The sequence below is a fragment of the Kaistia geumhonensis genome (assembly GCF_030815145.1).
GTDB classification, from domain to species: Bacteria; Pseudomonadota; Alphaproteobacteria; order Rhizobiales; family Kaistiaceae; genus Kaistia; species Kaistia geumhonensis.
In genome coordinates, this window is record NZ_JAUSWJ010000001.1 from 714,934 (window position 1) to 736,408 (window position 21,475).

Annotated in this window: 20 protein-coding genes; 5 read left to right on the top strand and 15 right to left on the bottom strand. The window is 67.5% G+C overall.

What is annotated here, in order from left to right; genetic code table 11:
• Positions 1–4 precede the first annotated feature (4 nt).
• Entirely contained in the window at positions 5–142 is a 138-nt protein-coding gene (locus QO015_RS03320; RefSeq protein ID WP_266281480.1) for a hypothetical protein, read from the top strand.
• A gap of 55 nt (positions 143–197) precedes the next feature.
• On the opposite strand, the gene QO015_RS03325 is transcribed toward QO015_RS03320, so the two are convergent.
• The 11 genes from QO015_RS03325 to QO015_RS03375 form a co-directional block, all read right to left on the bottom strand.
• Positions 198–560 (bottom strand): TfoX/Sxy family protein, encoded by a 363-nt coding sequence (locus tag QO015_RS03325; protein WP_266281478.1) that lies wholly within the window; start codon positions 558–560, stop codon positions 198–200.
• Positions 561–566: 6 nt separating this feature from the next.
• Positions 567–1,238: a thiaminase II gene (tenA, locus tag QO015_RS03330; RefSeq protein WP_266281477.1), complete on the bottom strand. Its 672-nt coding sequence runs from the start codon at positions 1,236–1,238 to the stop codon at positions 567–569.
• Between the two features lie 6 nt (positions 1,239–1,244).
• Positions 1,245–1,628: a Fe-S cluster assembly scaffold SufA gene (sufA, locus tag QO015_RS03335; RefSeq protein ID WP_266281476.1), complete on the bottom strand. Its 384-nt coding sequence runs from the start codon at positions 1,626–1,628 to the stop codon at positions 1,245–1,247.
• Between the two features lie 92 nt (positions 1,629–1,720).
• Entirely contained in the window at positions 1,721–2,161 is a 441-nt protein-coding gene (locus QO015_RS03340; RefSeq protein WP_266281475.1) for a VOC family protein, read from the bottom strand.
• A gap of 10 nt (positions 2,162–2,171) precedes the next feature.
• Positions 2,172–2,558, bottom strand: a complete 387-nt coding sequence (locus tag QO015_RS03345) for an SUF system Fe-S cluster assembly protein (RefSeq protein ID WP_370877390.1) — start codon at positions 2,556–2,558, stop codon at positions 2,172–2,174.
• Between the two features lie 43 nt (positions 2,559–2,601).
• Positions 2,602–3,852 carry a cysteine desulfurase gene (locus tag QO015_RS03350; RefSeq protein ID WP_266281473.1) on the bottom strand — a complete coding sequence of 417 codons (1,251 nt, stop codon included), beginning with the start codon at positions 3,850–3,852 and terminating at the stop codon, positions 2,602–2,604.
• The gene (sufD, locus tag QO015_RS03355; RefSeq protein WP_266281471.1) at positions 3,849–5,162 is read right to left on the bottom strand and encodes a Fe-S cluster assembly protein SufD; all 1,314 of its coding nucleotides are present in this window, start codon (positions 5,160–5,162) and stop codon (positions 3,849–3,851) included. Before sufD ends, QO015_RS03350 begins: the two co-directional genes overlap by 4 nt.
• Before the next feature lie 7 nt (positions 5,163–5,169).
• Complete coding sequence (gene sufC / locus QO015_RS03360; protein WP_266281470.1) at positions 5,170–5,919, bottom strand: Fe-S cluster assembly ATPase SufC; 750 nt, start codon at positions 5,917–5,919, stop codon at positions 5,170–5,172.
• A 23-nt stretch (positions 5,920–5,942) separates the two neighbouring features.
• The gene (locus tag QO015_RS03365) at positions 5,943–6,980 is read right to left on the bottom strand and encodes a glycosyltransferase family 9 protein (protein ID WP_266281469.1); all 1,038 of its coding nucleotides are present in this window, start codon (positions 6,978–6,980) and stop codon (positions 5,943–5,945) included.
• A gap of 48 nt (positions 6,981–7,028) precedes the next feature.
• Positions 7,029–8,507, bottom strand: a complete 1,479-nt coding sequence (sufB, locus tag QO015_RS03370; RefSeq protein ID WP_266281468.1) for a Fe-S cluster assembly protein SufB — start codon at positions 8,505–8,507, stop codon at positions 7,029–7,031.
• 48 nt (positions 8,508–8,555) lie between these two features.
• Positions 8,556–9,713 carry a cysteine desulfurase family protein gene (locus tag QO015_RS03375; RefSeq protein ID WP_266281467.1) on the bottom strand — a complete coding sequence of 386 codons (1,158 nt, stop codon included), beginning with the start codon at positions 9,711–9,713 and terminating at the stop codon, positions 8,556–8,558.
• A 249-nt stretch (positions 9,714–9,962) separates the two neighbouring features.
• On the opposite strand from QO015_RS03375, the gene QO015_RS03380 reads away from it, so the two are divergent.
• Positions 9,963–10,619 (top strand): alpha/beta hydrolase, encoded by a 657-nt coding sequence (locus QO015_RS03380; protein WP_266281466.1) that lies wholly within the window; start codon positions 9,963–9,965, stop codon positions 10,617–10,619.
• 79 nt (positions 10,620–10,698) lie between these two features.
• Complete coding sequence (locus QO015_RS03385) at positions 10,699–11,310, top strand: hypothetical protein (protein ID WP_266281465.1); 612 nt, start codon at positions 10,699–10,701, stop codon at positions 11,308–11,310.
• Here the strand turns inward: QO015_RS03385 and QO015_RS03390 are convergent.
• Together QO015_RS03390 and QO015_RS03395 are read right to left on the bottom strand one after the other, a co-directional pair.
• Entirely contained in the window at positions 11,307–13,193 is a 1,887-nt protein-coding gene (locus tag QO015_RS03390; protein WP_266281464.1) for a potassium/proton antiporter, read from the bottom strand. The genes QO015_RS03385 and QO015_RS03390 overlap by 4 nt on opposite strands.
• 166 nt (positions 13,194–13,359) lie before the next feature.
• Positions 13,360–14,460 (bottom strand): anhydro-N-acetylmuramic acid kinase, encoded by a 1,101-nt coding sequence (locus tag QO015_RS03395; protein ID WP_266281463.1) that lies wholly within the window; start codon positions 14,458–14,460, stop codon positions 13,360–13,362.
• 281 nt (positions 14,461–14,741) lie between these two features.
• Between QO015_RS03395 and QO015_RS03400 the strand changes: the two genes are divergently transcribed.
• Both QO015_RS03400 and tyrS read left to right on the top strand, forming a co-directional pair.
• The gene (locus QO015_RS03400; RefSeq protein ID WP_266281462.1) at positions 14,742–15,818 is read left to right on the top strand and encodes a 3-deoxy-7-phosphoheptulonate synthase; all 1,077 of its coding nucleotides are present in this window, start codon (positions 14,742–14,744) and stop codon (positions 15,816–15,818) included.
• A 100-nt stretch (positions 15,819–15,918) separates the two neighbouring features.
• On the top strand, positions 15,919–17,172 hold the full coding sequence (gene tyrS / locus QO015_RS03405) for a tyrosine--tRNA ligase (protein ID WP_266281461.1): 1,254 nt from the start codon (positions 15,919–15,921) through the stop codon (positions 17,170–17,172).
• A 7-nt stretch (positions 17,173–17,179) separates the two neighbouring features.
• On the opposite strand, the gene QO015_RS03410 is transcribed toward tyrS, so the two are convergent.
• On the bottom strand, positions 17,180–17,995 hold the full coding sequence (locus QO015_RS03410; RefSeq protein WP_266281460.1) for a class I SAM-dependent methyltransferase: 816 nt from the start codon (positions 17,993–17,995) through the stop codon (positions 17,180–17,182).
• A gap of 62 nt (positions 17,996–18,057) precedes the next feature.
• Positions 18,058–21,444: a YhdP family protein gene (locus QO015_RS03415; protein WP_307288498.1), complete on the bottom strand. Its 3,387-nt coding sequence runs from the start codon at positions 21,442–21,444 to the stop codon at positions 18,058–18,060.
• Between the last annotated feature and the right edge of the window lie 31 nt (positions 21,445–21,475).

Below are 21,475 nucleotides of genomic sequence, written 5' to 3' on the forward strand. Positions count from 1 at the left end.
TGCCATGCGTATCGCTTTTGCTCTGATCGTCGCCACTTTCGCCCTCGTGGGCTGCCAGTCGAACCAGGAGCTCGGCTCGCCCGGGTCGTGCAATCAGGCGGGTTCGTCCGTCAGCGCCCCGGTGATGTGCCCGAACGGCTGAACCGAACGGCCCGAAACGCGCTCCGACCCTGCATCGACGATGACCGGGCCGGACCTTATCGGGCCGACTTCCGCTTCCGCGCAGACGCGGGTTTTCCCGGTCCGGCGCGATGCGCGACGGCGACGGCTTCGAGAGCCCAGATGCGAAATTCCTCGGTGTCGTCCATCAGCCGCTCCGGCAAGCGCCAGTAGCTGAGCGAGACCGACTGTCCGGTCTTCTTTGCATAGGTGAAGGGGCCGCATCCCTCGGCCTCGAAACGGGCGCGGGTCGCGTCGTCGCTCTTCAGATAGATCGCATCGTCGAGCACGAGCGCGAATATCAGCCCGTCGCGGAAAGCGCCGAGCCCGCCGAACATGCGCTTCAGCTCGACGCGGCCGACAGGCTCGAACAGTTCCTCGAGGAAGTCGCGGTCGGCCATGACGCCTCACATCGATCCGTCGAGGCCCATCTGCCAGAAATCCGCCTCGAGCCGCACCGCCTCCTCGAACAGCGCGAGCAGCGCCGGATAGCGAGCTTCCGTCAGCGAGCGGGCGGCGAGGCGGTCGATCTGCGCCAGGCTGTCGAAAGCGAGCGCCTGATAGGATTCGCCCGCATATTCCGCGATCCACGCCGCATAGGGGTTGGCGCCGTCGTCGAGCCCCTGCCCGCGCGCCGCGAGCACCGCCCCGATCTCGGCATAACCGACGACACAGGGCGAGAGCGCGACCACGAGGTCCAGCATGTCACCACGCAGGCCCGCCTCCTGCACGAAGCGCGTATAGGCGATGGTCGCCCGCGCCTGCCGCGTCGAGGCGACCGCGTCGGGAGAGAGACCCCACGAGGCGCAGAGGCGAAGGTGAAGCGAGGTCTCGTTGAGGATCGCGCCGATGCCGTCGGCCGCCTTGCGCATCTCGGCGAGATCCGGAGCCTTGTAGACACCGATCGCATAGGCGCGCGCGAACTCGATCAGGAAGAGATAGTCCTGCACCAAATAGTGCTGGAAAGCCGGCTTCGGCAGCGACCCGTCGCCGAGCCCGCGCACGAACTCATGGTCGATATAGGCGGACCAAGCCGACGCGGCGTCGCGCTTCAGCCGCTCGAACAGAACTGCGACCATCGACGATCAGCCAGCGGCCGGAACGGGCGGCAGTTCGCCGGGCTTCAGCATCACCGATTCGCCGCAACCGCAGGCGGAGACCTCGTTGGGATTGCGGAAGACGAAGCCTGAGCGGAGCTTGGTGGTCTCGAAATCCATCGTCGTACCGATCAGGAACAGCACGGCCGAGGGATCGACGAATACGCTGACGCCATGCGCGTCGATGCGTTCGTCCTTCGGATCGGGCTCGGCGACCTTCAGCATGGTGTATTCCATGCCGGCGCAGCCGCCCTTCTTGACGCCGATCCTGAGGCCGGCGACCGGCTCGTCGCTGTCCTCGACGATCTCGCGGATGCGGTCGGCGGCGGCCTCGGTCAGCGACATGACGGCAAAGCGTGAACGGACGCCCATCGGATTTCTCCACTTCCGCGACAGAGGTCGCGCTTCGTTTCGTGCCCTTAAGATCGGCGATCGCACCCGCTACCGCAAGATGCGGCGATTACTCAGGAATTCCTCAAAGGATCGTTGGCCCAGATCCCGGGCGTCGCCAGTTCCACGACATGGCCGTCAGGATCGGCGAAATAGAGGCTGCGCCCGCCCTGCGGCCACACCATCTCCGCTGTGATCGCGACGCCAACCTCCTCGAGATGCCGCCGCCAGGCCTCGTAGTCGCCATCGGCGATGCGAAGCGCGAAATGCATCGGGCCGCTGCCGTCATGCGCCGGAATGCGGCCGCCGGGCAACTCGATATCGGCAAGCGTGCCGCCACGGCGGAACACGAGGAGCACGCTCGACGGGCCGGCATCGAAGGCGGCAAAGCGGGGGTCGCCCTCGCCGACCATCAGCTTCAGACCGACGACGTCCCGATAGAAGGCGACGGCGCGCGCCATGTCGTCGACATAGAGCGCGGTCTCCAGAACACCGGAAATGCGCGGCGCGGGCATGTCCGGATCCTCAGTACCAGTCGAGCGCGACGCGCGCCTCGTCCGACATCCGGTCCTGCGACCAGGGCGGATCGAACACCATGGTGACGTCGACGCGCCCGATGCCGGGGATGGCGCCGACGGCGTTTTCGACCCAGCCCGGCATCTCACCGGCGACGGGGCAGCCCGGCGCCGTCAGCGTCATGTCGATGGCGACGTTGCGGTCGTCGTCGATGTCCACCTTGTAGATAAGGCCGAGTTCGTAGATGTCGGCCGGAATCTCCGGATCGTAGACCGTCTTGAGCGCGGCCACGATGTCGCCCGTCAGCCGCTCCAGCTCTTCCGGCGGGATGGCGCCGGGGGTCGCCAGCGGCAGCGCGGCCTCCGCCGCCTTCTCGTCCATGGTTTCGCTGGTCATGGCTCTGTCCGATGCTTGGGGATCAATCGGGATCGATCGGGTGTCAGGAGAACAGGCGCTGCGCCTTCAGCAGCGCCTCGGCGAGCCGGTCGACCTCGCCGCGCGTGTTGTAGAGACCGAAGGATGCGCGGCAGGTGGCGGTGACGCCGAAGCGTTGCAAGAGTGGCTGGGCACAATGCGTTCCGGCGCGGACGGCGATGCCCTCGTGATCCAGTACCGTCGCGATGTCGTGCGGATGCGCGCCCGCCATGTCGAACGCGACGATCGCGCCCTTGCCGCGCGCCGTTCCGTAGATGCGCAGGCTGTTGATGGCCGAGAGCCTCTCATGGGCATAGGCGGCGAGGTCCGCCTCGTGCGCCGCGATCGCCTCCCGTCCAAGCGCATCGATATAGTCGAGCGAGGCGCCGAGCCCGATCGCCTCGACGATCGGCGGCGTGCCGGCCTCGAAGCGGTGCGGCGGCGCGGCATAAGTGACGAGATCCTCCGTCACGTCGCGGATCATCTCGCCGCCGCCGAGGAAAGGCGGCATCGCGGCGAGGAGATCCAGCTTGCCATAAAGCACGCCGATCCCGGTCGGGCCGTAGAGCTTGTGTCCGGTGATCGCATAGAAATCAGCGTCGATGTCACGGACGTCGACCGGCATGTGAACGGCGGCCTGGCTGCCGTCGATCAGCACCTTGGCGCCATGGGCATGCGCGATCCGCACGACCTCCTTCACCGGCACGACCGTGCCCGTGACGTTGGACATATGCGTGATCGCAACGAGCCTGGTGCGCGGGCCGATCAGCTTCTCGAATTCTTCGATGAGGAACGTTCCGTCCTCGGCGACCGGCGCCCAACGGATGACGGCGCCCTTGCGCTCGCGCAGGAAATGCCAGGGGACGATGTTGGAATGGTGTTCGAGGATCGAGAGTACGATCTCGTCGCCCTCGCCGATCTCCCAGACGCCGAGCGAGGCTGCGACAAGGTTGATCGCCTCGGTCGACGACTTGGTGAAGATGATCTCGTCGACCGATCCGACATTCAGGAAGCGGCGCACCGTTTCCCGTGCCTTCTCATAGGCTTCCGTCGCGACGTTCGAGAGATGATGCAGCCCGCGATGGACGTTGGCATAGTCCTCGGAATAGGACTTCACCACCGCGTCCAGCATCGCCTTCGGCTTCTGGGCCGAGGCGCCGTTGTCGAGATAGACGAGCGGCTTGCCGTGGATCATGCGCGACAGGATCGGGAAATCCCGCCGGACCGCCTCGACGTCATAGGCCGTGTTCGGCGTCGCGAAGGAAGACGCGCTCATGGCGAGACCGTCCTTCCGCGCGACGCCAGCCACTCGCGCGCCACCACCTCGAAGGCCTCGCCGATCGCCTCGTCGCCGAGGCCCTCGATCGCTTCGGCGAGGAAGGCGGTGACGAGCAGTGTCTCCGCCTCGGCGCGAGGAATGCCGCGCGCCAGGAGGTAGAACAGCATGTCCTCGTCGATCTGGCCGCTGGTGGCGCCATGGGCGCACTGGACGTCGTCGGCGAAGATCTCCAGCTCCGGCTTCACCGAGAAAGTCGCTTCCTCGGAGAGCAGCAGCCCCTGCGTCATCATCCGGCCGTCGGTCTTCTGCGCGCCCGGCCGCACGACGATGCGGCCCTGGAAGACGCCCTCCGCCCGGCCGTCCATGACGGCCTTGAAGAGTTCGCGGCTGGCGCCGTTCGGCACGGCGTGATCGACGCCCAGCATGATATCGGAATGCTGGCGGCCGCCGATCATGGTGGCCCCGAACAGGCCGGCGCGGGCGAACTCGCCGCCGAAGCTCACGAAGCTCTGCGAGCGCGAAAGCGCGGCGCCGGTCATCAGGGTCAGATGGTCGAACTGCGACTCGGCTCCGATCGAGGCCGCGAGCGTCCCGATATGCACGGCCGACGCGCCTTCTGCCTGCAGCTTGGCCCACACGACCTTGGCACGATCGCCGATCACCGCCTCGGTCACGACATTCGCCTGATAGGCAGCGTCGACACCGGAGAAGGTCTCGATCAGCCGCAGCGAACCCCCGGCGCCGACGGAAACATGGTTCCGCACATAGGTCGCGACCGTGCCGGTCGTGACATGGGCGATCTCGACGGCGCGCGACAGATCGATGCCGGCCGGAACGTCGATTGTGACGCCGCCGGCCATCATGGCGGTATTGAGCGCCACCATCGCATCGTCGAGACGGCCGGCCTGTCCGCCGAGGCGCTCGTCGCCCTCGGCCAGCAGCCGCTCGGTCGCGGTCACGGCGACGCCATCGAGCCCGTCGAGATCGGAAAGGTCAGGCCGCCACACGCCGTCGACGATCACCAGCCGGGCGCGATCGAGGCCGGGCAGCGGATCGGCAGCAGGCTCCGACGCAGTCATGCCGCCCGCCGCGCGCGGCGGAACGGTCCGGAGAAGCGCGCGCAGATCGGTATAGCGCCACGGCTCGGTGCGGCGATGCGGCAGCCCCTTGGTCTGGAACGAGGCGAAGGCGCGCTCGCGGGCGGCCTTGACCATATCGCTGCCGGGCAGGCTGTCGCGCGCCGCGGCGAAGTCCTCGGCGAGCGCGGTCTCGGCCTCGGTGCGGAAGCTGCGGAGTTCGGCGTTCATGATGCCCTCACGCGGCCGCGCCGACATAGTCGGCATAGCCGTTGGCCTCGAGTTCGAGTGCCAGCTCCGGCCCGCCCGAGCGAACGATGCGGCCAGCGGCCATCACATGCACGACATCCGGCACGATATGGTCGAGCAGGCGCTGGTAGTGGGTGATGACCAGCATCGAGCGATCCGGCGAGCGGAGCGCGTTGACGCCGTCGGAGACGACGCGCAGGGCGTCGATGTCGAGGCCGGAATCCGTTTCGTCGAGGATCGCCAGCTTCGGCTCCAGCAACGCCATCTGCAGGATCTCGTTGCGCTTCTTCTCGCCGCCGGAGAAGCCGACATTGAGCGGTCGCCGCAGCATTTCCTGAGTGACATTCAGCTTTTCAGCCGACGTCTTCACGCGGCGCATGAAGTCCGGCGTGGTGAGCTCAGCCTCGCCGCGCGCCTTGCGCTGGGCGTTCATCGCCGCCTTGAGGAAGGTCATGGTCGCGACGCCCGGAATCTCCAGCGGATACTGGAAGGCGAGGAAGATGCCCTTGGCGGCGCGCTCCTCGGCCGGCGTCTCAACGATCTCCTCGCCGTCGAACAGGATCGACCCGTCGGTGATGTCGTAGCCTTCGCGGCCGGCGAGGACGTAGGAGAGCGTCGACTTGCCCGAGCCGTTCGGCCCCATGATGGCGTGGACCTGTCCGGTCGGCACATCGAGATCGATGCCGCGCAGGATCTCGCGTCCGTCGATCGAGGCATGGAGATTCTTGATGGAGAGCATGGACGTTTCGTTCCTGGTCTTCGTCAGCCGGCAAGGCGCTTCATCGAGGCCGCCGGCAGGATGGAGATGGTGGACAGGGTTCTGTCCGCAAAGGTGATCATTTCCTCGGCACGGGCGACGACGGCCTCCAGCGGCACGTCCTCCGTCCGGCGCGACCCGAAATCGCGCGCAGATGCCGACCAGTGGTAGGGCGTGACCGGTCGCCATCGCCGCAGATCCGTCGCGCCGGAAATCGTCACGAGCGGCCGTCCGGTCGTGGCGACGAGATGACCGATGCCGCCCTCGACCGTGACGCTGCCGACCGCCCGCGCGGCCAGCGCGTGAAAAAGCCAGGGCAGATCCCCCGTCCCGCGCACCGAGCGCATATCCACCACGGCCGTCCCCGGCAATTCGCGCTCGATCCAGGCCCGTTCGCCGAGCTCCTGCGGGCCCACGGCAAAGAGCGGCTGCACGCCCCGCGTCGCGAGGTGCCGCGCGAGCGCGACCCAGTTGGCCGGCGGCCAGGCCTTCGGCGAATGCGCCGTGCCGGGCGCGAGCAGCACGAAGCGTGCGCCCTCGGGCATCACGCGCTCGGCCGCGAGAGCGGCCGCACCGCCGACCGCGACGAACGGATCGAAAGGCAGCAGCCGGCCGGCGGCCAGTTCGACCGCCCGGTGGAACCTGCGGCTGTTACTTTCCGGCCGTGCCTCGAAGGAGGCGCGAAATCCACGGCGCAGCCCATAAAGAGCGACATTGGCGACATAGCGCAGGCGAATGCCCGCGGTCGCGACGAAGCTCCAGGCAGCCCCCATGTTGGAGCGAAGATCGATCACGATCTCGACATTGCCAACACCACGGATGATGTCGCGGACGGGTCGCGGGCCGCGCGTCAGCGACTGGCCTTCGATGATCTCGTCCACGAGTTCCGCAGCGAGGGATGCCAGCGGACCGAGCAGGCTCGACGACCAGCGGCAGACATGCACGATGCGGTGGGCCGGGAAGGCGATGCGCAGCGCGCGATAGCCGGCGATGCGCGTCAGCGCATCGCCCATCGCCTCGCCGGTGCTGAGCACGAGCGCCACGGGGCGCCGGTCCGCAAACGCGGCACTGATCGCTCCAGCGGACATCGGCTATCCCACACTGCCCTCGAGGCTGATCGAGATCAGTTTCTGCGCCTCGACGGCGAATTCCATCGGAAGCTGCTGGATGACGTCCTTGACGAAGCCGTTGACGATCAGCGCCACCGCTTCTTCCGAAGAAAGGCCGCGCTGCAGGCAGTAGAAGAGCTGGTCGTCGGCGATCTTCGAGGTGGTCGCCTCATGCTCGAAAACGGCGCTCGCATTCTTCGATTCGATATAGGGCACAGTATGCGCGCCGCACTGGTCGCCGATCAGCAGGCTGTCACAATTGGTAAAATTGCGCGCGCCGCTCGCCCGGCGATGAGCGGAGACGAGGCCACGATAGGTGTTGTCCGAGCGGCCGGCCGCGATGCCCTTGGAGATGATCCGGCTCTTCGTGTTCTTGCCGAGATGGATCATCTTGGTGCCGCTGTCGACCTGCTGATGGCCGTTCGAGACCGCGATCGAGTAGAACTCGCCCTGGCTGTCGTCGCCCCTGAGGATGCAGGACGGATATTTCCAGGTGATCGCCGAGCCGGTCTCGACCTGCGTCCACGAGATCTTCGAGCGCGCGCCGCGGCAATCGCCACGCTTGGTGACGAAATTATAGATGCCGCCCTTGCCGTCCTTGTCGCCCGGATACCAGTTCTGGACCGTCGAATACTTGATCTCGGCATCCTCGAGCGCGACGAGCTCGACCACCGCGGCGTGAAGCTGGTTCTCGTCGCGTTGCGGCGCCGTGCAGCCCTCGAGATAGGACACATAGGCGCCCTTCTCCGCGATGATCAGCGTACGCTCGAACTGGCCGGTATTGCGCTCGTTGATGCGGAAATAGGTCGAGAGCTCCATCGGGCAGCGGACGCCCTCGGGCACATAGACGAAGGAGCCGTCGGAGAAGACGGCCGAATTCAGCGTCGCGTAGAAATTGTCCGTCGTCGGAACGACCGAGCCGAGATATTTCCGCACGAGGTCGGGATACTCGCGGATCGCCTCGGAGATCGAGCAGAAGATGACGCCCGCCTTCTTCAGCTCCTCCTTGAAGGTGGTGACGACCGAGACGCTGTCGAACACGGCGTCGACCGCGACGCGGCGGTCGTTCGCGCCCTCGACGCCGGCGAGGATCTCGCGCTCGCGCAGCGGAATGCCGAGTTTCTCATAAGTGGCCAGCAGTTCCGGATCGACCTCGTCGAGCGACTTCGGACCCGGCGTGCTCTTCGGAGCCGAGTAATAGTACAGCTCCTCGAAATCGATCTTCGGATAGTGGACGCGCGCCCAGGTGGGCTCCGTCATGGTCAGCCAGCGACGATAGGCGTCGAGCCGCCACTCGAGCATCCAGTCCGGCTCGTTCTTCTTGGCCGAGATGAAGCGGACCACGTCCTCGGAGAGGCCCTTGGGGGCCTTTTCCGATTCGATCTCGGTAACGAAACCGTACTTGTACTGATCGACATCGATGCGGCGGACCTGATCCACCGTTTCCTGAACTGCAGGCATTTCCAACTCCGTCGCCGCGGTTTCAAGAACCGCGGTTTCCGCGATGACTTATGCGGCCCTCGTCGCGCCCGGCACCAGCCGTTGCACGATTCTGGCCCACGCCTCATCGAACCTATCTATGTCGTCGCGCCCGGTTTCCCAACCGAAGCTGACGCGGATCACTGATGCGGCCAGCGCATCGCCGAGCCCCATCGCCTTCATCACATGCGAGACCTGCACCTTGCCGGAGGAGCAGGCCGAGCCGGCCGACAGCGCAATGCCTTCGAGATCGAAGGCAATGACCAGCGTTTCCGCCCTTGCCCCTTCGAGCGCCAGCGCCGCTGTCTGCGGCAGCCGCTCGGCACCGGCGCCAACAAGCACGGCGCCCGGCAGCACGGAAAGCCCATCGCGCCAGCGCCGCCATTCTTCCGCGCGGCCGAGATCGGCGGCCGCGGCCTCTGCCGCCGCACCGAAGCCGACGATGCCGGCGACGTTCTGCGTTCCGGCGCGCGCGTTCTTCTCCTGCCCGCCGCCGGTCAGCAGCGGAACGGGCGAGACGAGATCGCCGCCAAGCACGATCGCGCCGACGCCCTGCGGGCCGCCGAGCTTGTGCGCCGAGAGCGTCAGGAAGTCGACGCCGAGCGCGGCGATATCGACCGGAATGCGGCCGGCAGCCTGTGTCGCGTCGCTGTGCACCAGCGCGCCGAACCGCCGGGCGATGCCCGCGACCGCGGCGACCGGCTGGATCACACCGGTCTCGTTGTTGGCGAGCATCACGGAGACGAGCGCCCGCCTGCCCTCGCCCGCGAGCGCGGCCAGCTTCGTTTCGAGATCGTCGAGGCGGACGACGCCCTCGCGATCGACCGCGATCGTCCGAACGGCCTCGGGCGGGAAGCGCCCGCCGGCCATAACGGAGGGATGCTCGGTGGCGCCGATGAAGAGTGCGTCCAGTTCCAGCATGCCGCCGCCGACCCGCTGCAGCGGCGAGAGCACGGTAGCGTTCGCCTCGGTGCCTCCCGACGTCATGACCACGCGATCCGCGGAACCGCCGACCAGGGCCGCCACCTGGCGCCGCGCCGTCTCGATCCGCCCGCGCGCCGCGCGCCCCTCGGCATGCACGGACGAGGCATTGCCGACCGATCCGAGCGCGTCGATCATGGCGGCACGGGCCTCCGGCCGCAGCGGCGCCCCGGCATTGTGATCGAGATAGATGCGCGCCCGCGTCAAACCCGCCTCCAGGCGCCGGTGACCCCGGCGCGGATGCGGCCCGCCCGCCGGGCGGCCGCTTGTCTCATTATGCTTGAAATCCGAGCCCCGCATCATGCTACAAGGCCGGCTTCAAAGGCCGGGTCGCCCCGGCTCCGTTCGAATTGTTCTAAGGTGTTCTAGAAACCCTGAACATCATAGTCAAGTTCAAAGACCGGCCGCCCGGGGGCGCGTCCGGCGGCTGAACATGCGAGAGGTGCGACGCACTCCATGCCCGAAATCATCTTCACCGGCCCGGCGGGCCGCATCGAGGGGCGCTTCCAGCCGTCCAAGACCAAGAATGGCCCGATCGCCATCATCCTGCATCCGCACCCGCAGTTCGGCGGCACGATGAACAACGCGATCACCTACCAGTTGTTCTACATGTTCGCGAAGCGCGGCTTCGCGGTGCTGCGCTTCAATTTCCGCGGCGTCGGCCGCAGCCAGGGCGAGTTCGACCACGGCGAGGGCGAGCTCTCAGATGCCGCCTCGGCGCTCGACTGGGTGCAGACGGTTCATCCCGACGCGCGCGCCTGCTGGGTGGCCGGCTTCTCGTTCGGCGCCTGGATCGGCATGCAGCTCTTGATGCGCCGTCCGGAGATCGAGGGCTTCATCTCGATCGCGCCGCAGGCCAATCTCTACGACTTCTCCTTCCTCGCGCCCTGCCCGTCCTCGGGCCTCATCATTCACGGGGACCAGGACAAGGTTGCGCCGCCGAAGGACGTGCAGACCCTCGTCGACAAGCTGAAGACGCAGAAGGGCATCACCGTCGAGCAGCAGATCATGCCCGGCGCCAACCACTTCTTCGAGGGCCAGGTCGAGCCGCTGATCGATATCTGCGGCAACTATGTCGACAAGCGGCTTAAGGCGATCACCGAAGCCGCGTGATCGCACCGGCCGCGCTTGCGCTGCATCAAGGCCGCGCCGGCGCTGCGCGCCAGGATGGTGCCTCCTCACGGAGGCACCCATGGCCCTTCCATCTGAATACGCCCGGTTCGGCTACCGGTGGGCACTGGCGGCGCTGGTTTTCAGCCTCGGCTACGGCGTGCCGCAGATCCTTCAGGTCGCCGGCGTCCTCACTTTCCCGCTCGACGAGATCCTGATCTTCGCGCCCTCGCTGGCGCTCGCGCCGAGCTTCGTGCTGGCGATGGCCGGGCTGCACGCGACGCGCTTGCCCGCCGGCGACCCGAGGACGCTCGGCGCCATCGGCCTCGCGATCATGTATGCGACACTCGTCAGCAGCGTCTACGCGATCCAGCTCTCCGCCGTCATTCCCGGCAAGCTCGCCGGCGACAGCATGATCGCGACGCTCTTCTCCTGTTGCGGCCAGGGCCAGCCGCTCACCGCGGTCGACCTGACGGGCTACACACTCATGAGCCTTTCGACCCTCGTCGCCGCGCCGGCGATCCAGCCGCGGGCGACCCGACTCGCCATGATCGCCAACGGACTGATCGCGCCGTTCCTGATCCTCCAGACCGCCTGGCCGGGGCTGATCTGGATCGGCGCGCTGTGGCTCGTGACCTTCCCGCTGGCGATGGGGCTTCTGGCGCGCGACCAGTGGCGGCTGTCCTTGAGCTAGACCTCGGCTCCACCATCCCCGGTGCCGTCATCCCGCGCGAGGCCGGTCACGGCGGCGGCGAGAGCGGCAGCCTGCGCGGCGGCCTGCGCAGCGGCGCGGCGCGTCTTGCGCGCCTTGAGATAGGCGACGATGTCGCGCCAGTTCTGGAAGAGCGGCAGCTTGCGCGGCGGCGCCCGTCGCTCGAGCGCGAGGCCGACTTCGGCGATCTGGTCGTCGTCGTCGAGGCGGCGGACGATCAGATCGACGGGGCCCACCGCGACGCGGTCGCCCTCCTCGAGATCGCCGCCGAGACTGCGGCGCATCATCGCCGCGACGGGCTCGCTGCCGTCGCCGTCACCCACTTCGAAGCCATAGGCCTCGGCGAGGTCGGCAACGCGGATGTCGGGATCGATCGCGAAATCGCCGAACAGGACTGCGCTGTCGGTGCCTCCGGAGGGTCGCGCGAAGAGTTGGTCGAGCAGCCGGATATGTTCGGTCGCAGCGACGATATAGACCTGATCGCCCGGCTGAAGCGGGCCGGCCGCCTCAAACCGCAGCGAACGGCCGTCGCGCAGGATGAGCGCCGGGCGAGCCCAGCGCGGGATGCGCCTGCCGCGGCCGACGGCGCTGTCGGGCGCCACGCGATAGGTGACGACCTCATGGTCGCCGCGCCCGGGAAGTTCGAGGTCGATGCGTTCGACGCGGCCATAGCGGGCCGGAACCACCAGCCCCAGGAACCGCGCCACCGGGGCGATCGTCCAGCCCTGCAGAACGAGCGAACAGAGGACGACGATGAAGGCGACGTTGAACATCGCCTGACCGTGCGCGACGCCGCCGACCATCGGCAGGATCGCGAGCAGGATCGACACGGCGCCTCGGAGGCCGACCCAGGCCATGAATGCGGTCTCGTTGCGCGAGAAGCCGAACGGGATCAGCGACATCCAGACGGCGACAGGCCGCGCGATGAAGATGAGCACCGCCGCAACGGCGATCGCCGGCAGCAGCACCTGGCCGAACTCGTGCGGCGTCGCGAGGAGGCCGAGCGTCAGAAACATGGCGATCTGCGCCAGCCAGCTCATGCCCTGCAGAACGCGGCGCACGGCGAGCACTTGGCGCATGCGCATGTTGCCGGCGACAAGACCGGCGACATAGACCGCGAGGAAGCCGCTCGCCTGCGCCATTCCGGTAGCGGCGAAGAGGGCGAGCACCAGCGCGATCAGGAGGATTGGGTAGAGCGCCGCCTCGAGCTCGACCCGGTTGACGATACGCACGATGACATAGCCGCCGATCAGACCGGTGATCGTCCCGAGGCCGATCTGCAGGAAGAACGACCGAAGCAGGCTCAGCACGGCCTCACCCTCGCCCGCCGCAGCCGTGGCGAGGCCGACCAGCGCCATGGTGAGGAAGATCGCCATCGGGTCGTTCGAGCCCGATTCAACTTCCAGCGAGGACCGGACGCGGTCGCGCAGCGTGATGCCGCCGACGCGGAGCAGGAAGAAGACCGCCGCGGCATCGGTCGAGGCGACGATCGAGCCGAGCAGAAGCGCGGAAATCCAGCTCCAGCCGAAGACGAGACGGGCGGCGGCGCCAACGATGACGGCGGTGATGATCACGCCGACCGTCGCCAGCGTGAGGGCCGGCAGCGCCGCCACGCGGAAGGAGGAAAAACGCGTCTCGAAACCGCTCTCGAACAGGATGACGGCGAGCGCGATCGATCCGATGAAATAGGCGACGCGCGCATCGTCGAAGCGAATGCCGAGCCCGTCCTCGCCGGCGACGAGGCCGAGCAGCAGGAAGACGAGCAGCAGCGGCGCGCCGAAGCGCGTCGAGAAGATCGAGGTGAAGACCGCGACGCCGACGAGCAGCGATCCGATCAGGATGGCGAGGTATGTGGTCTCGATCATGTCGGGCGGCGGCCCCGCTCTCTTCGCAGCATGGGAGGGTCGACAGGCCGGATCGCGGCCGGCCGCGACCCACCCGCAGTATCAGGTCAGAATAAACGGACAGACGCTGAAAATGTGGCCGAACCGAGTGGTTCGATCGTGAGCGCAGCGTGTGCGGCGCCGGCTGTCAAGGCCGCACGAGAATTCCGCCGGTCATGGGATGCGGACAGCCGGTCGTCTCGGGGAAACTGATGGGCAGGCCGGCCACATGCCGGGCGGCCAGATAGGCGAAGGCCTGCGCCTCGATGAAGTCGACCGACCAGCCATGCGCGTCGGCCGTCGTGACGGGTACGCCGCCCATCGTTTCGAGATTTCGGAGGATCGCCGGATTGTGCGCTCCGCCGCCGCAGACGACGATCGCATCGGCGCCGCCGGCGAGGTCGATGGCGCGGACGATGGCCTCCGCGGTGAAGGCGGCGAGCGTCGCCGCCGCGTCTTCCGTCGACAGCCGGGCCACGGGAGCGCGCGAGAAGGCATCGCGGTCGAGCGACTTCGGCGGCGGCAGGTCGAACCAGGGATGAGCGATGAGTTCGGCCAGCGTCTGCGCCTGCACCGTGCCGGCAAGCGAGAGCCGGCCGTCGCGATCCATCGCCGCGCCCGTGCGCTCGCGCACGAGATCGTCGATCAGCGCGTTGCCCGGCCCGGTATCGAAGGCGACCAGCGAGTCGTCGGCGCCCACGCGGGTGACATTGGCGACGCCGCCGATATTGACCACGGCGACATCGCCTTCGAGCCCTGCCGCGCGGACCAACGCGCGGTGGAAGATCGGCACCAGCGGTGCGCCCTGCCCGCCCGCCGCGACGTCGGCGGCGCGAAAATCATAGACGACGGGAATGCCGAGCCGCCGCGCGAGCGCCGCGCCGTCGCCGATCTGCACCGTCAGCCGCCGATCCGGCGCATGGAAGACCGTCTGTCCGTGAAAGCCGACGAGCGTCACGCGGCCGGCGTCGACATCGGCGCGCGCCAGCAGGCTTTCGACCGTCTCGGCATGGGCGTCGGTGACGATCCGCTCCGCCTCGGCGAGGACGCCGGGCCGGGCGTCGCGATCAGCGAGGCCCGCGGCCTCGGCGAGCGCTGCGCGGAGAACGGCCCTCTCGGCCACGCTATACGGGCGAAACGCCGTCGGGCCGAAGGCCTCGACGTCTTCCGCGTCGGTCGCGATCAGCGCGGCGTCGATGCCGTCCATCGACGTGCCGCTCATCAGGCCGAGGGCGACGATCCTGCGCATGATTCGGGTCTTTGTCCTTTGTCGTCGTGCCCTCTTTCGCGTCGCCCGGACGGCGCGTCAATCTTTGAGGTGACAAAGCCTAGCGGCTCGGCTATAGGCTCGCTCATGAACATCTCGGCCCGCGCCTTCTTCTTCGGCTGGTACTTTAGCTATTCGTCCCCGGCGGCGAAGGCAGGAGCGCGCGCAAACTAACCGAGCGAAGCATCCGACCCGAAGCCGCCAAACCGAGTTGGCGGCTTTTTTGTTTGCCGCCGGCCGGGAAACTCCAAGGAGCCCGAACCGTGCCCGACACCACCGACGACCTGCGCATCCGCGAGATCAAGGAACTCTCGCGTCCCGCCGAGGTCATGGCCGAATTCCCCCGCACCGACGCCGCGAGCCGCACCGTTTCCGGTGCCCGACGCGCGCTGCACGCTATCCTGCATGGCAGCGACGACCGCCTCGCCGTCGTGATCGGCCCGTGCTCGATCCACGACCCCGCCGCAGCGATCGACTATGCGAAGCGCCTCCTTCCCGTCCGCGAGCGGCTGAAGGGCGAGCTCGAGATCATCATGCGCGTCTATTTCGAGAAGCCGCGCACCACGGTCGGCTGGAAGGGCCTCATCAACGACCCCGATCTCGACGGCAGCTTCCACATCGACAAGGGCCTGCGCCTCGCCCGCGGCCTGCTGCTCGAAATCAACGATCTCGGCCTGCCGGCGGGCAGCGAGTTCCTCGACATGACGACCCCGCAGTATTTCGCCGATCTCGTCGGCTGGGGCGCCATCGGCGCGCGCACGACCGAGAGCCAGGTGCATCGCGAACTCGCTTCGGGCCTCTCCTGCCCGGTCGGCTTCAAGAACGGCACCGACGGCAATGTGCGCATCGCCGTCGACGCGGTGCTCTCCGCCTCGCAGCCGCATCATTTCCTGGCCGTGACGAAGGATGGCCGCTCGGCCATCGCGGCGACGACCGGCAATGACGACTGCCACATCATCCTGCGCGGCGGCAAGCAGCCGAACTACGACGCCGCCAGCGTCGAGGCCGCGGCGGCCGAGCTCGTCAAGGCGAAGCTGGCGCCGGCGTTGATGATCGACGCAAGCCACGCCAACAGCCTCAAGAAGCCGGAGAACCAGCCGCGGGTGGTCGACGAGATCGCCGCACAGGTCGCGGCGGGCGACAAGCGCATCATGGGCGTGATGATCGAGAGCAACCTCGTCGCCGGCCGCCAGGACCTCGTTCCCGGCAAGCCGCTCGTCTATGGCCAGAGCATCACCGACGGCTGCATCGACTGGGCGACGTCGGAGGGTGTGCTGGAACGCCTCGCCGAAGCCGTGCGGCAGCGCCGCGCGGCGGAGCCGATCGCGCTCGCCGGCTGAAATCCCCGCCAATCCTCATGGCCGCCGCCGCTGATGATCTTTTCGGCGGCGGCTGCTAAAGCGAGCCGCACCTGAGTCTTCTCACGTTCCGGGATCCTCGATGACCGCGTTCAAGTCCGATTTCCTCAACGTCCTCTCGACGCGCGGGCTCATTCACCAGATTTCCGATCCGGAAGGCCTCGACGCCGCGGCGCTCGCCGGCCCGATCACCGCCTATGTCGGCTACGACGCCACCGCGACGAGCCTCCATATCGGCAACCTGATCTCGGCGACGATGCTGTACTGGCTGCAGGAGACCGGCCACCGGCCCATCGCGCTGATGGGTGGCGGCACATCCATGGTTGGCGATCCTTCCTTCCGCGACGACCAGCGCAAGCTGCTCACCGTCGAGGAGATCGAGCGCAACATCGCGGGCATCAAGCAGATCTTCGCGAAGATCCTGCGCTTCGGCGATGCGCCGGGCGATGCGATCATGGTCAACAACGCCGACTGGCTGCTGAAGCTCAACTATGTCGAGTTCCTGCGCGATGTCGGCCGGCACTTCTCCGTCAACCGGATGCTCTCCTTCGATTCGGTGAAGCTGAGGCTCGATCGCGAGCAGTCGCTGTCCTTCCTCGAATTCAACTACATGATCATGCAGGGCTACGACTTCGTCGAGCTCAACCGCCGTTATGGCTGCGTGCTGCAGATGGGCGGCTCCGACCAGTGGGGCAACATCATCAACGGCGTCGACCTCGCGCACCGGATGGACCGGCCGCAGCTCTATGCGTTGACGACGCCGCTGCTCACCACTTCGTCGGGTGCCAAGATGGGCAAGACCGCCAAGGGCGCCGTCTGGCTCAACGCCGACCTCTTCAGCGCCTATGACTTCTGGCAGTATTTCCGCAACACCGAGGATGCGGATGTCGGCCGCTTCCTGAAGATCTTCACGCGCCTGCCGCTCGACGAGATCGCGAAGCTGGAAGCGCTGGGCGGCTCCGAGATCAACGAGGCCAAGAAGATCCTCGCCACCGAGGCCACTGCCGTCGTCCATGGCCGCGACGCCGCCGAGGCGGCCGCCGAGACGGCCCGCCAGACTTTCGAGCAGGGCGCGCTGGCCGAGTCGCTGCCTACGATCGAGGTGCCGGCCGGCGAGTTCGAGGCCGGGATCGGAGCGCTCGCGCTCTTCGTCCGCGCCGGCCTCGTCGCCTCGAATGGCGAGGCACGCCGCCAGATCAAGGGCGGCGGCCTGCGCGTCAACGACGTTGCGCTCGACGACGAGAAGGCGATGGTCGGTCCCGCCGCACTGACGCCGGAGGGCGTCGTCAAGCTGTCGCTCGGCCGCAAGAAGCACATCCTCGTCCGCCCGAGCTGACGGTCGCTCAGGCGACGGCCTCTGCGATCAGCGCACTCATCGGCGCCTCGATCATTCCGGTTCCAAAGCGCCGTTCGAGCGCGGCTGAAACAACGCCCGTGACGTCATCGAGATGTCCCGGGCGCCTCGTCTCGATCTCGCCGCGCATCGGCGTTCCCTGGCAATAGGCGAGTGCGGCCTGCGAAGCGGAGGCTGCGCGACAGATGCTGGCGACGCGGGTGACGCTCACGCCCGAGAACCCTGCGGCCTCCAGATCATGCGTGATCGTCTTCGGGTCGAAATACGCATGCGGTATGCGGCGCATGAAGTCGGGCGGGTCGTCCGGAAAGAGCCCGGCCAGCGCTTCGCTGCAAGCGAGCGCTAGGGTGTTGTCCTCGATCCTGTCCCACGCATCGAGGATATAGCGCGCGCCCGGTTCGAGTACCCGCCGGGTTTCCCGGTGGGCGGCGATCTTGTCAGGGAAGAACATCACGCCGAACTGGCAGACAGCCGCATCGAAGCTTCGGTCTGCGAAAGGCAGCGACATCGCATCCGCCTGCTGAAAGGTGACGCGCGGATCGCTTCCTTGCCTGACGGCTGCCCGGTCGAGCATGGGCTGACTGAGATCCGTCGCCAAGATGGTAGAGCCCGGCCCCAGCACGGCAGCGATCGCCCGCGTGGCAGCCCCGGTTCCGGCGGCGATCTCGAGGACGCGCCGCGGGTTCGACTCGACGATCCGCTCCGCAAGTCGCGCCGCGTAGAACTCGAAGATCAGCGGCACGAGGTTGCTGTCATAGACCTCGGCGACGTTTCCGCCGAATTGCGGCCTCTCGATATCCGGCATGGCCGTCCTCCCCGAACCTGCACGAACGGGAGGAGTGTACGCCTCCCAACCGGGCAGCCCGATCAATTGATCGGGAACTCGAAGATCTTCCGGAAGATGCCGGGCGTGATCATCGAAAGCGGGTTCACGGTGAGGCTGGGGCTGGCGATCGGGCCTTCGACCTTGAAGGTCACGCCGAACAGTCCGCCCTGGCTGCCGCCGCCGAGCGCGAGGCCGAGCAGCGGCACGCGGCCGAACAGGTTGTTCACGGCATAGGCCGGCAGATAGGTGCCGGCGATCTGGACCACCTGCCGGGCGAGATCGATCGTGCCGTTCAGCGTCGCGCCGACGGTCGCCCCGCGCAACACACCATCGTTGATGACGATGACCGAGCCGCGCTTCGTATAGTCGATGCGCGCCCGGTCGAAGGGCACATGGTCGGGATCGAGGCCGCTCGGCTGTGCGTTCTCGCCCGTCCCGTTGCTGGCCGAGACGAGCTTGCGCATCGAGGACTCGTCGACGATCGCGAACTGGGCGATGTCGAACACGCCGTTCATGGGGCCCCTGGCACCGCTCCGCGTTCCGGTCAGCCGCAGTTGGCCGCCGCTGATGCGCCGGTAGAGATCGACGAAAGCAATGGCGTTCCCGGCATCGGTCGATTGCAGGTCGAGGGCGGCGCCGCCCGCCCCGGCGTCGGTATAGGTCATCGTGATGGGGCCGCCCGGCAGCGCTCCCTTGAGGGTCGCGCGATCGACGGTGCCGCCGCTCGTCTCGATGACGATGGCCGCCTTGCCGAGCTTCGCCTTGCCGAACCCGGCGATCTGGTCGATGCGGGCATCGATCGAGAGATCGGGTGCCGCGTCGTTGGGCGCGACGGCGCCCTGCTTGAAGCTGGCGATGAGGCCGCGCGCGTCGAAAGCCGCGCCGCGCACCACGATCCCGTAGCCGCCGCCCTTGCGGGTGAGCGTCACCGACACGTCATCGCCCTTGCGCAGCGCGACATCGTCGATCTCGGCCGACACGACGCCGTATTTCGCATCGAGGACCGCCTTGCCGCGGAAACCGAAGCCTTCGCCGGTCGCAACCATGTTTTCGACCAGATAGCCGCCCTGATCGCGCGGCAGGAGGTCGAATTCGAGCTTGGCCGGTACACCGACGCCCTTCGACCAGCCGAGCGGCTGCAGCACGAGCCGCGCCTGCTTCAGGTCGAAGACATAGTGCTGCCCCTTGCGGCCGTCGGAGAGATCGGTGATCGAAGCGCCCAGAGTGCCGCCGATGACATTGTCGAGCCCTATGCCGAGCCGCTTGCGGGCCGCCGCGTCGAGAATGAGCTGGACGCTCCTGCGCGCCTCGTCGCTGCTGCCGTCGCCGTCATGGTCGCCGATCGGCTGGGTGAGGTCGATGGTCGCCGGCACGCCGTTGATCGTCGCCTTTCCGGCGATGGAGAAGGCCTGCGGCGTCGCAATCATAGAGAAGGCGCCGGCCGCCACCTTCCGCCCCTCGATCGGCGCTGCGCTCGCGAACCCCGTGGTGTCGAGGCTGGCGCGCCACTGGATGTCGCTCGGCAGGAGACCCGGCTTCAGCGGCATGCTGATCGACAGGCTGCCCTTGCCGCTGCCGGAAAGATCGACCGGATCCAGCCCGTTTCGCGACAGGGCGCGCATCGGCTCGGAATTCGCGATCTGCGCTATGGCGCCGACATCGCCCTCGAACTCGGCCTCGATCCGGCTCTCGGCGTTCGGTTGCGCTGTGTTCGGCACCGCGAAGATACCGTTGGTGATGGCGACGGACTTGCCGTTCGGCGCTGTGATCGTGCCGCGGTCGATGTCGATGCCGAAGGTCGAGCCCGCGACGACGGCATTGCCGCTGACGCCGGTGATCGGCGGGATCGTGCCGACAGTGGTGAAGGTCACGTCCTCGAGGCGGGCGTCGAGGCGCATATAGTCCTCGGGCATGGTGACGCGCTCGCCGGTGAACAGCACGCCGCCGGGCACGGCCGACTCGAACCTCGCCGCCGAGATATGGCCGCCGCTCACATGCTCCATGACCCATTTGCGCGCGGGACCGGCGAGGGTCGGCGGCCAGATCTGCTTCAGGGCGGAGATCGACATCGGCGTGAACGACGCCGAAAGGGCGAGAGAGGGCGTCGGCCCATCCAGCCCGATCGTGCCGGCGGCCGCGACCGAGGCGACCGGGGTCGTGATATCGAAATCCGTGATGTCGATCCGTTTGCCGGGGAAATCGGCCTTGCCGACGAGCGCGATCCGGTCGGCGACGATCGGCGGCGAGTTCGAGTCCGCCGCAAGATAAGCGCCGCGCGATTCGAAATCGAAGCTGTAGCGGCCGTCGGACTGGTCGCCGAGCGGCCTGATCTCACCGGTGAGGATGGCGTGCGTCGGGCCGAACTGGAAACGCGACGGCTCGAGCACGAGAGTTCGCTTCGCCACGTCCCAGTGCACGCGGATCGTCGCCTCGTCGAGCAGAACGGTATCCTTGCCGAAACCCGATACGAACTGACCGGCACCGAGATCGAAGCGCAACTGCGCATCCTTCACGTCGCCATCGGCCTCCAGGACCACCGTCGCCCGTCCGAACAGCGGAATGTCGGACTGCACCAGACTCTCGGGCCTTCCGAAATTCGGCTCGATATCGGCGATCGTGAGCTGCGAGAACGACATCGACAGCGTCCGCTCGCCGGATTTCGGATCGACCGCCCGCTCTCCGACGATGCCCCAGCGGCCTGAATAGCCTGAGGTCGAAAAGCTCGCCTTGACCGTCCCGCCGGTATCGAGCGTGAGCGCGATGTCGGTGTGGGGGAATTCGCGCTGCTGGAGCCGCTTCGCGTCCCAGATGTGGATCGTCGCGGCATCGATGCCGAGGCTGTGGAAGTTACGGTCGATCGCCGCGTCGATCGCCGGATCGAGGGCGCGGTTGAGGATATGAAGCGCCGTGAAGAGGTCCGGGAATCCGCCGTCGAGCGCCTTGATCGCCGGCGGAACGGGCGGCGTCAGATCGTCGACCGGGGAGCGTTCGGGCTGGGCCGACGCGGACACTGCCGGCGGGGGCGGCGCCGGCCGCCCGGGCATGCCGAGGAAGATGCGGCCATCGTCGCCTCGCACGAGCGATATGTCCGGCTCGCTGATCTCGATCTCCGAGATGTCGAGCCTCAGGCGCAGCAGGGACAGTGGATCGATGCCGAAGCGGGCCGTCGGCACATGCGCGACCGAGGTGCCACTGGCATCGCGCACGCGAATCTCGTCGATCCGGGCCATGAGCCCCATCACGGGATCGACGTCGATGGAGGCGCCGCCGACGCTGACCTCGTAGCCGGGACCGACCTGATTGCGCACAGACTGCTCGACGCGCTCGCGCAGGACGCCGAGATCGACGGGGCCGACCGCGAGGATCGCCGCGCCGGCAACGACCAGGACGACCATGAGCACGACCGCCGCGCTCGCCAACCGCACCACGGCGCCCAACCAGCCGCGCCGACGCCTCGGC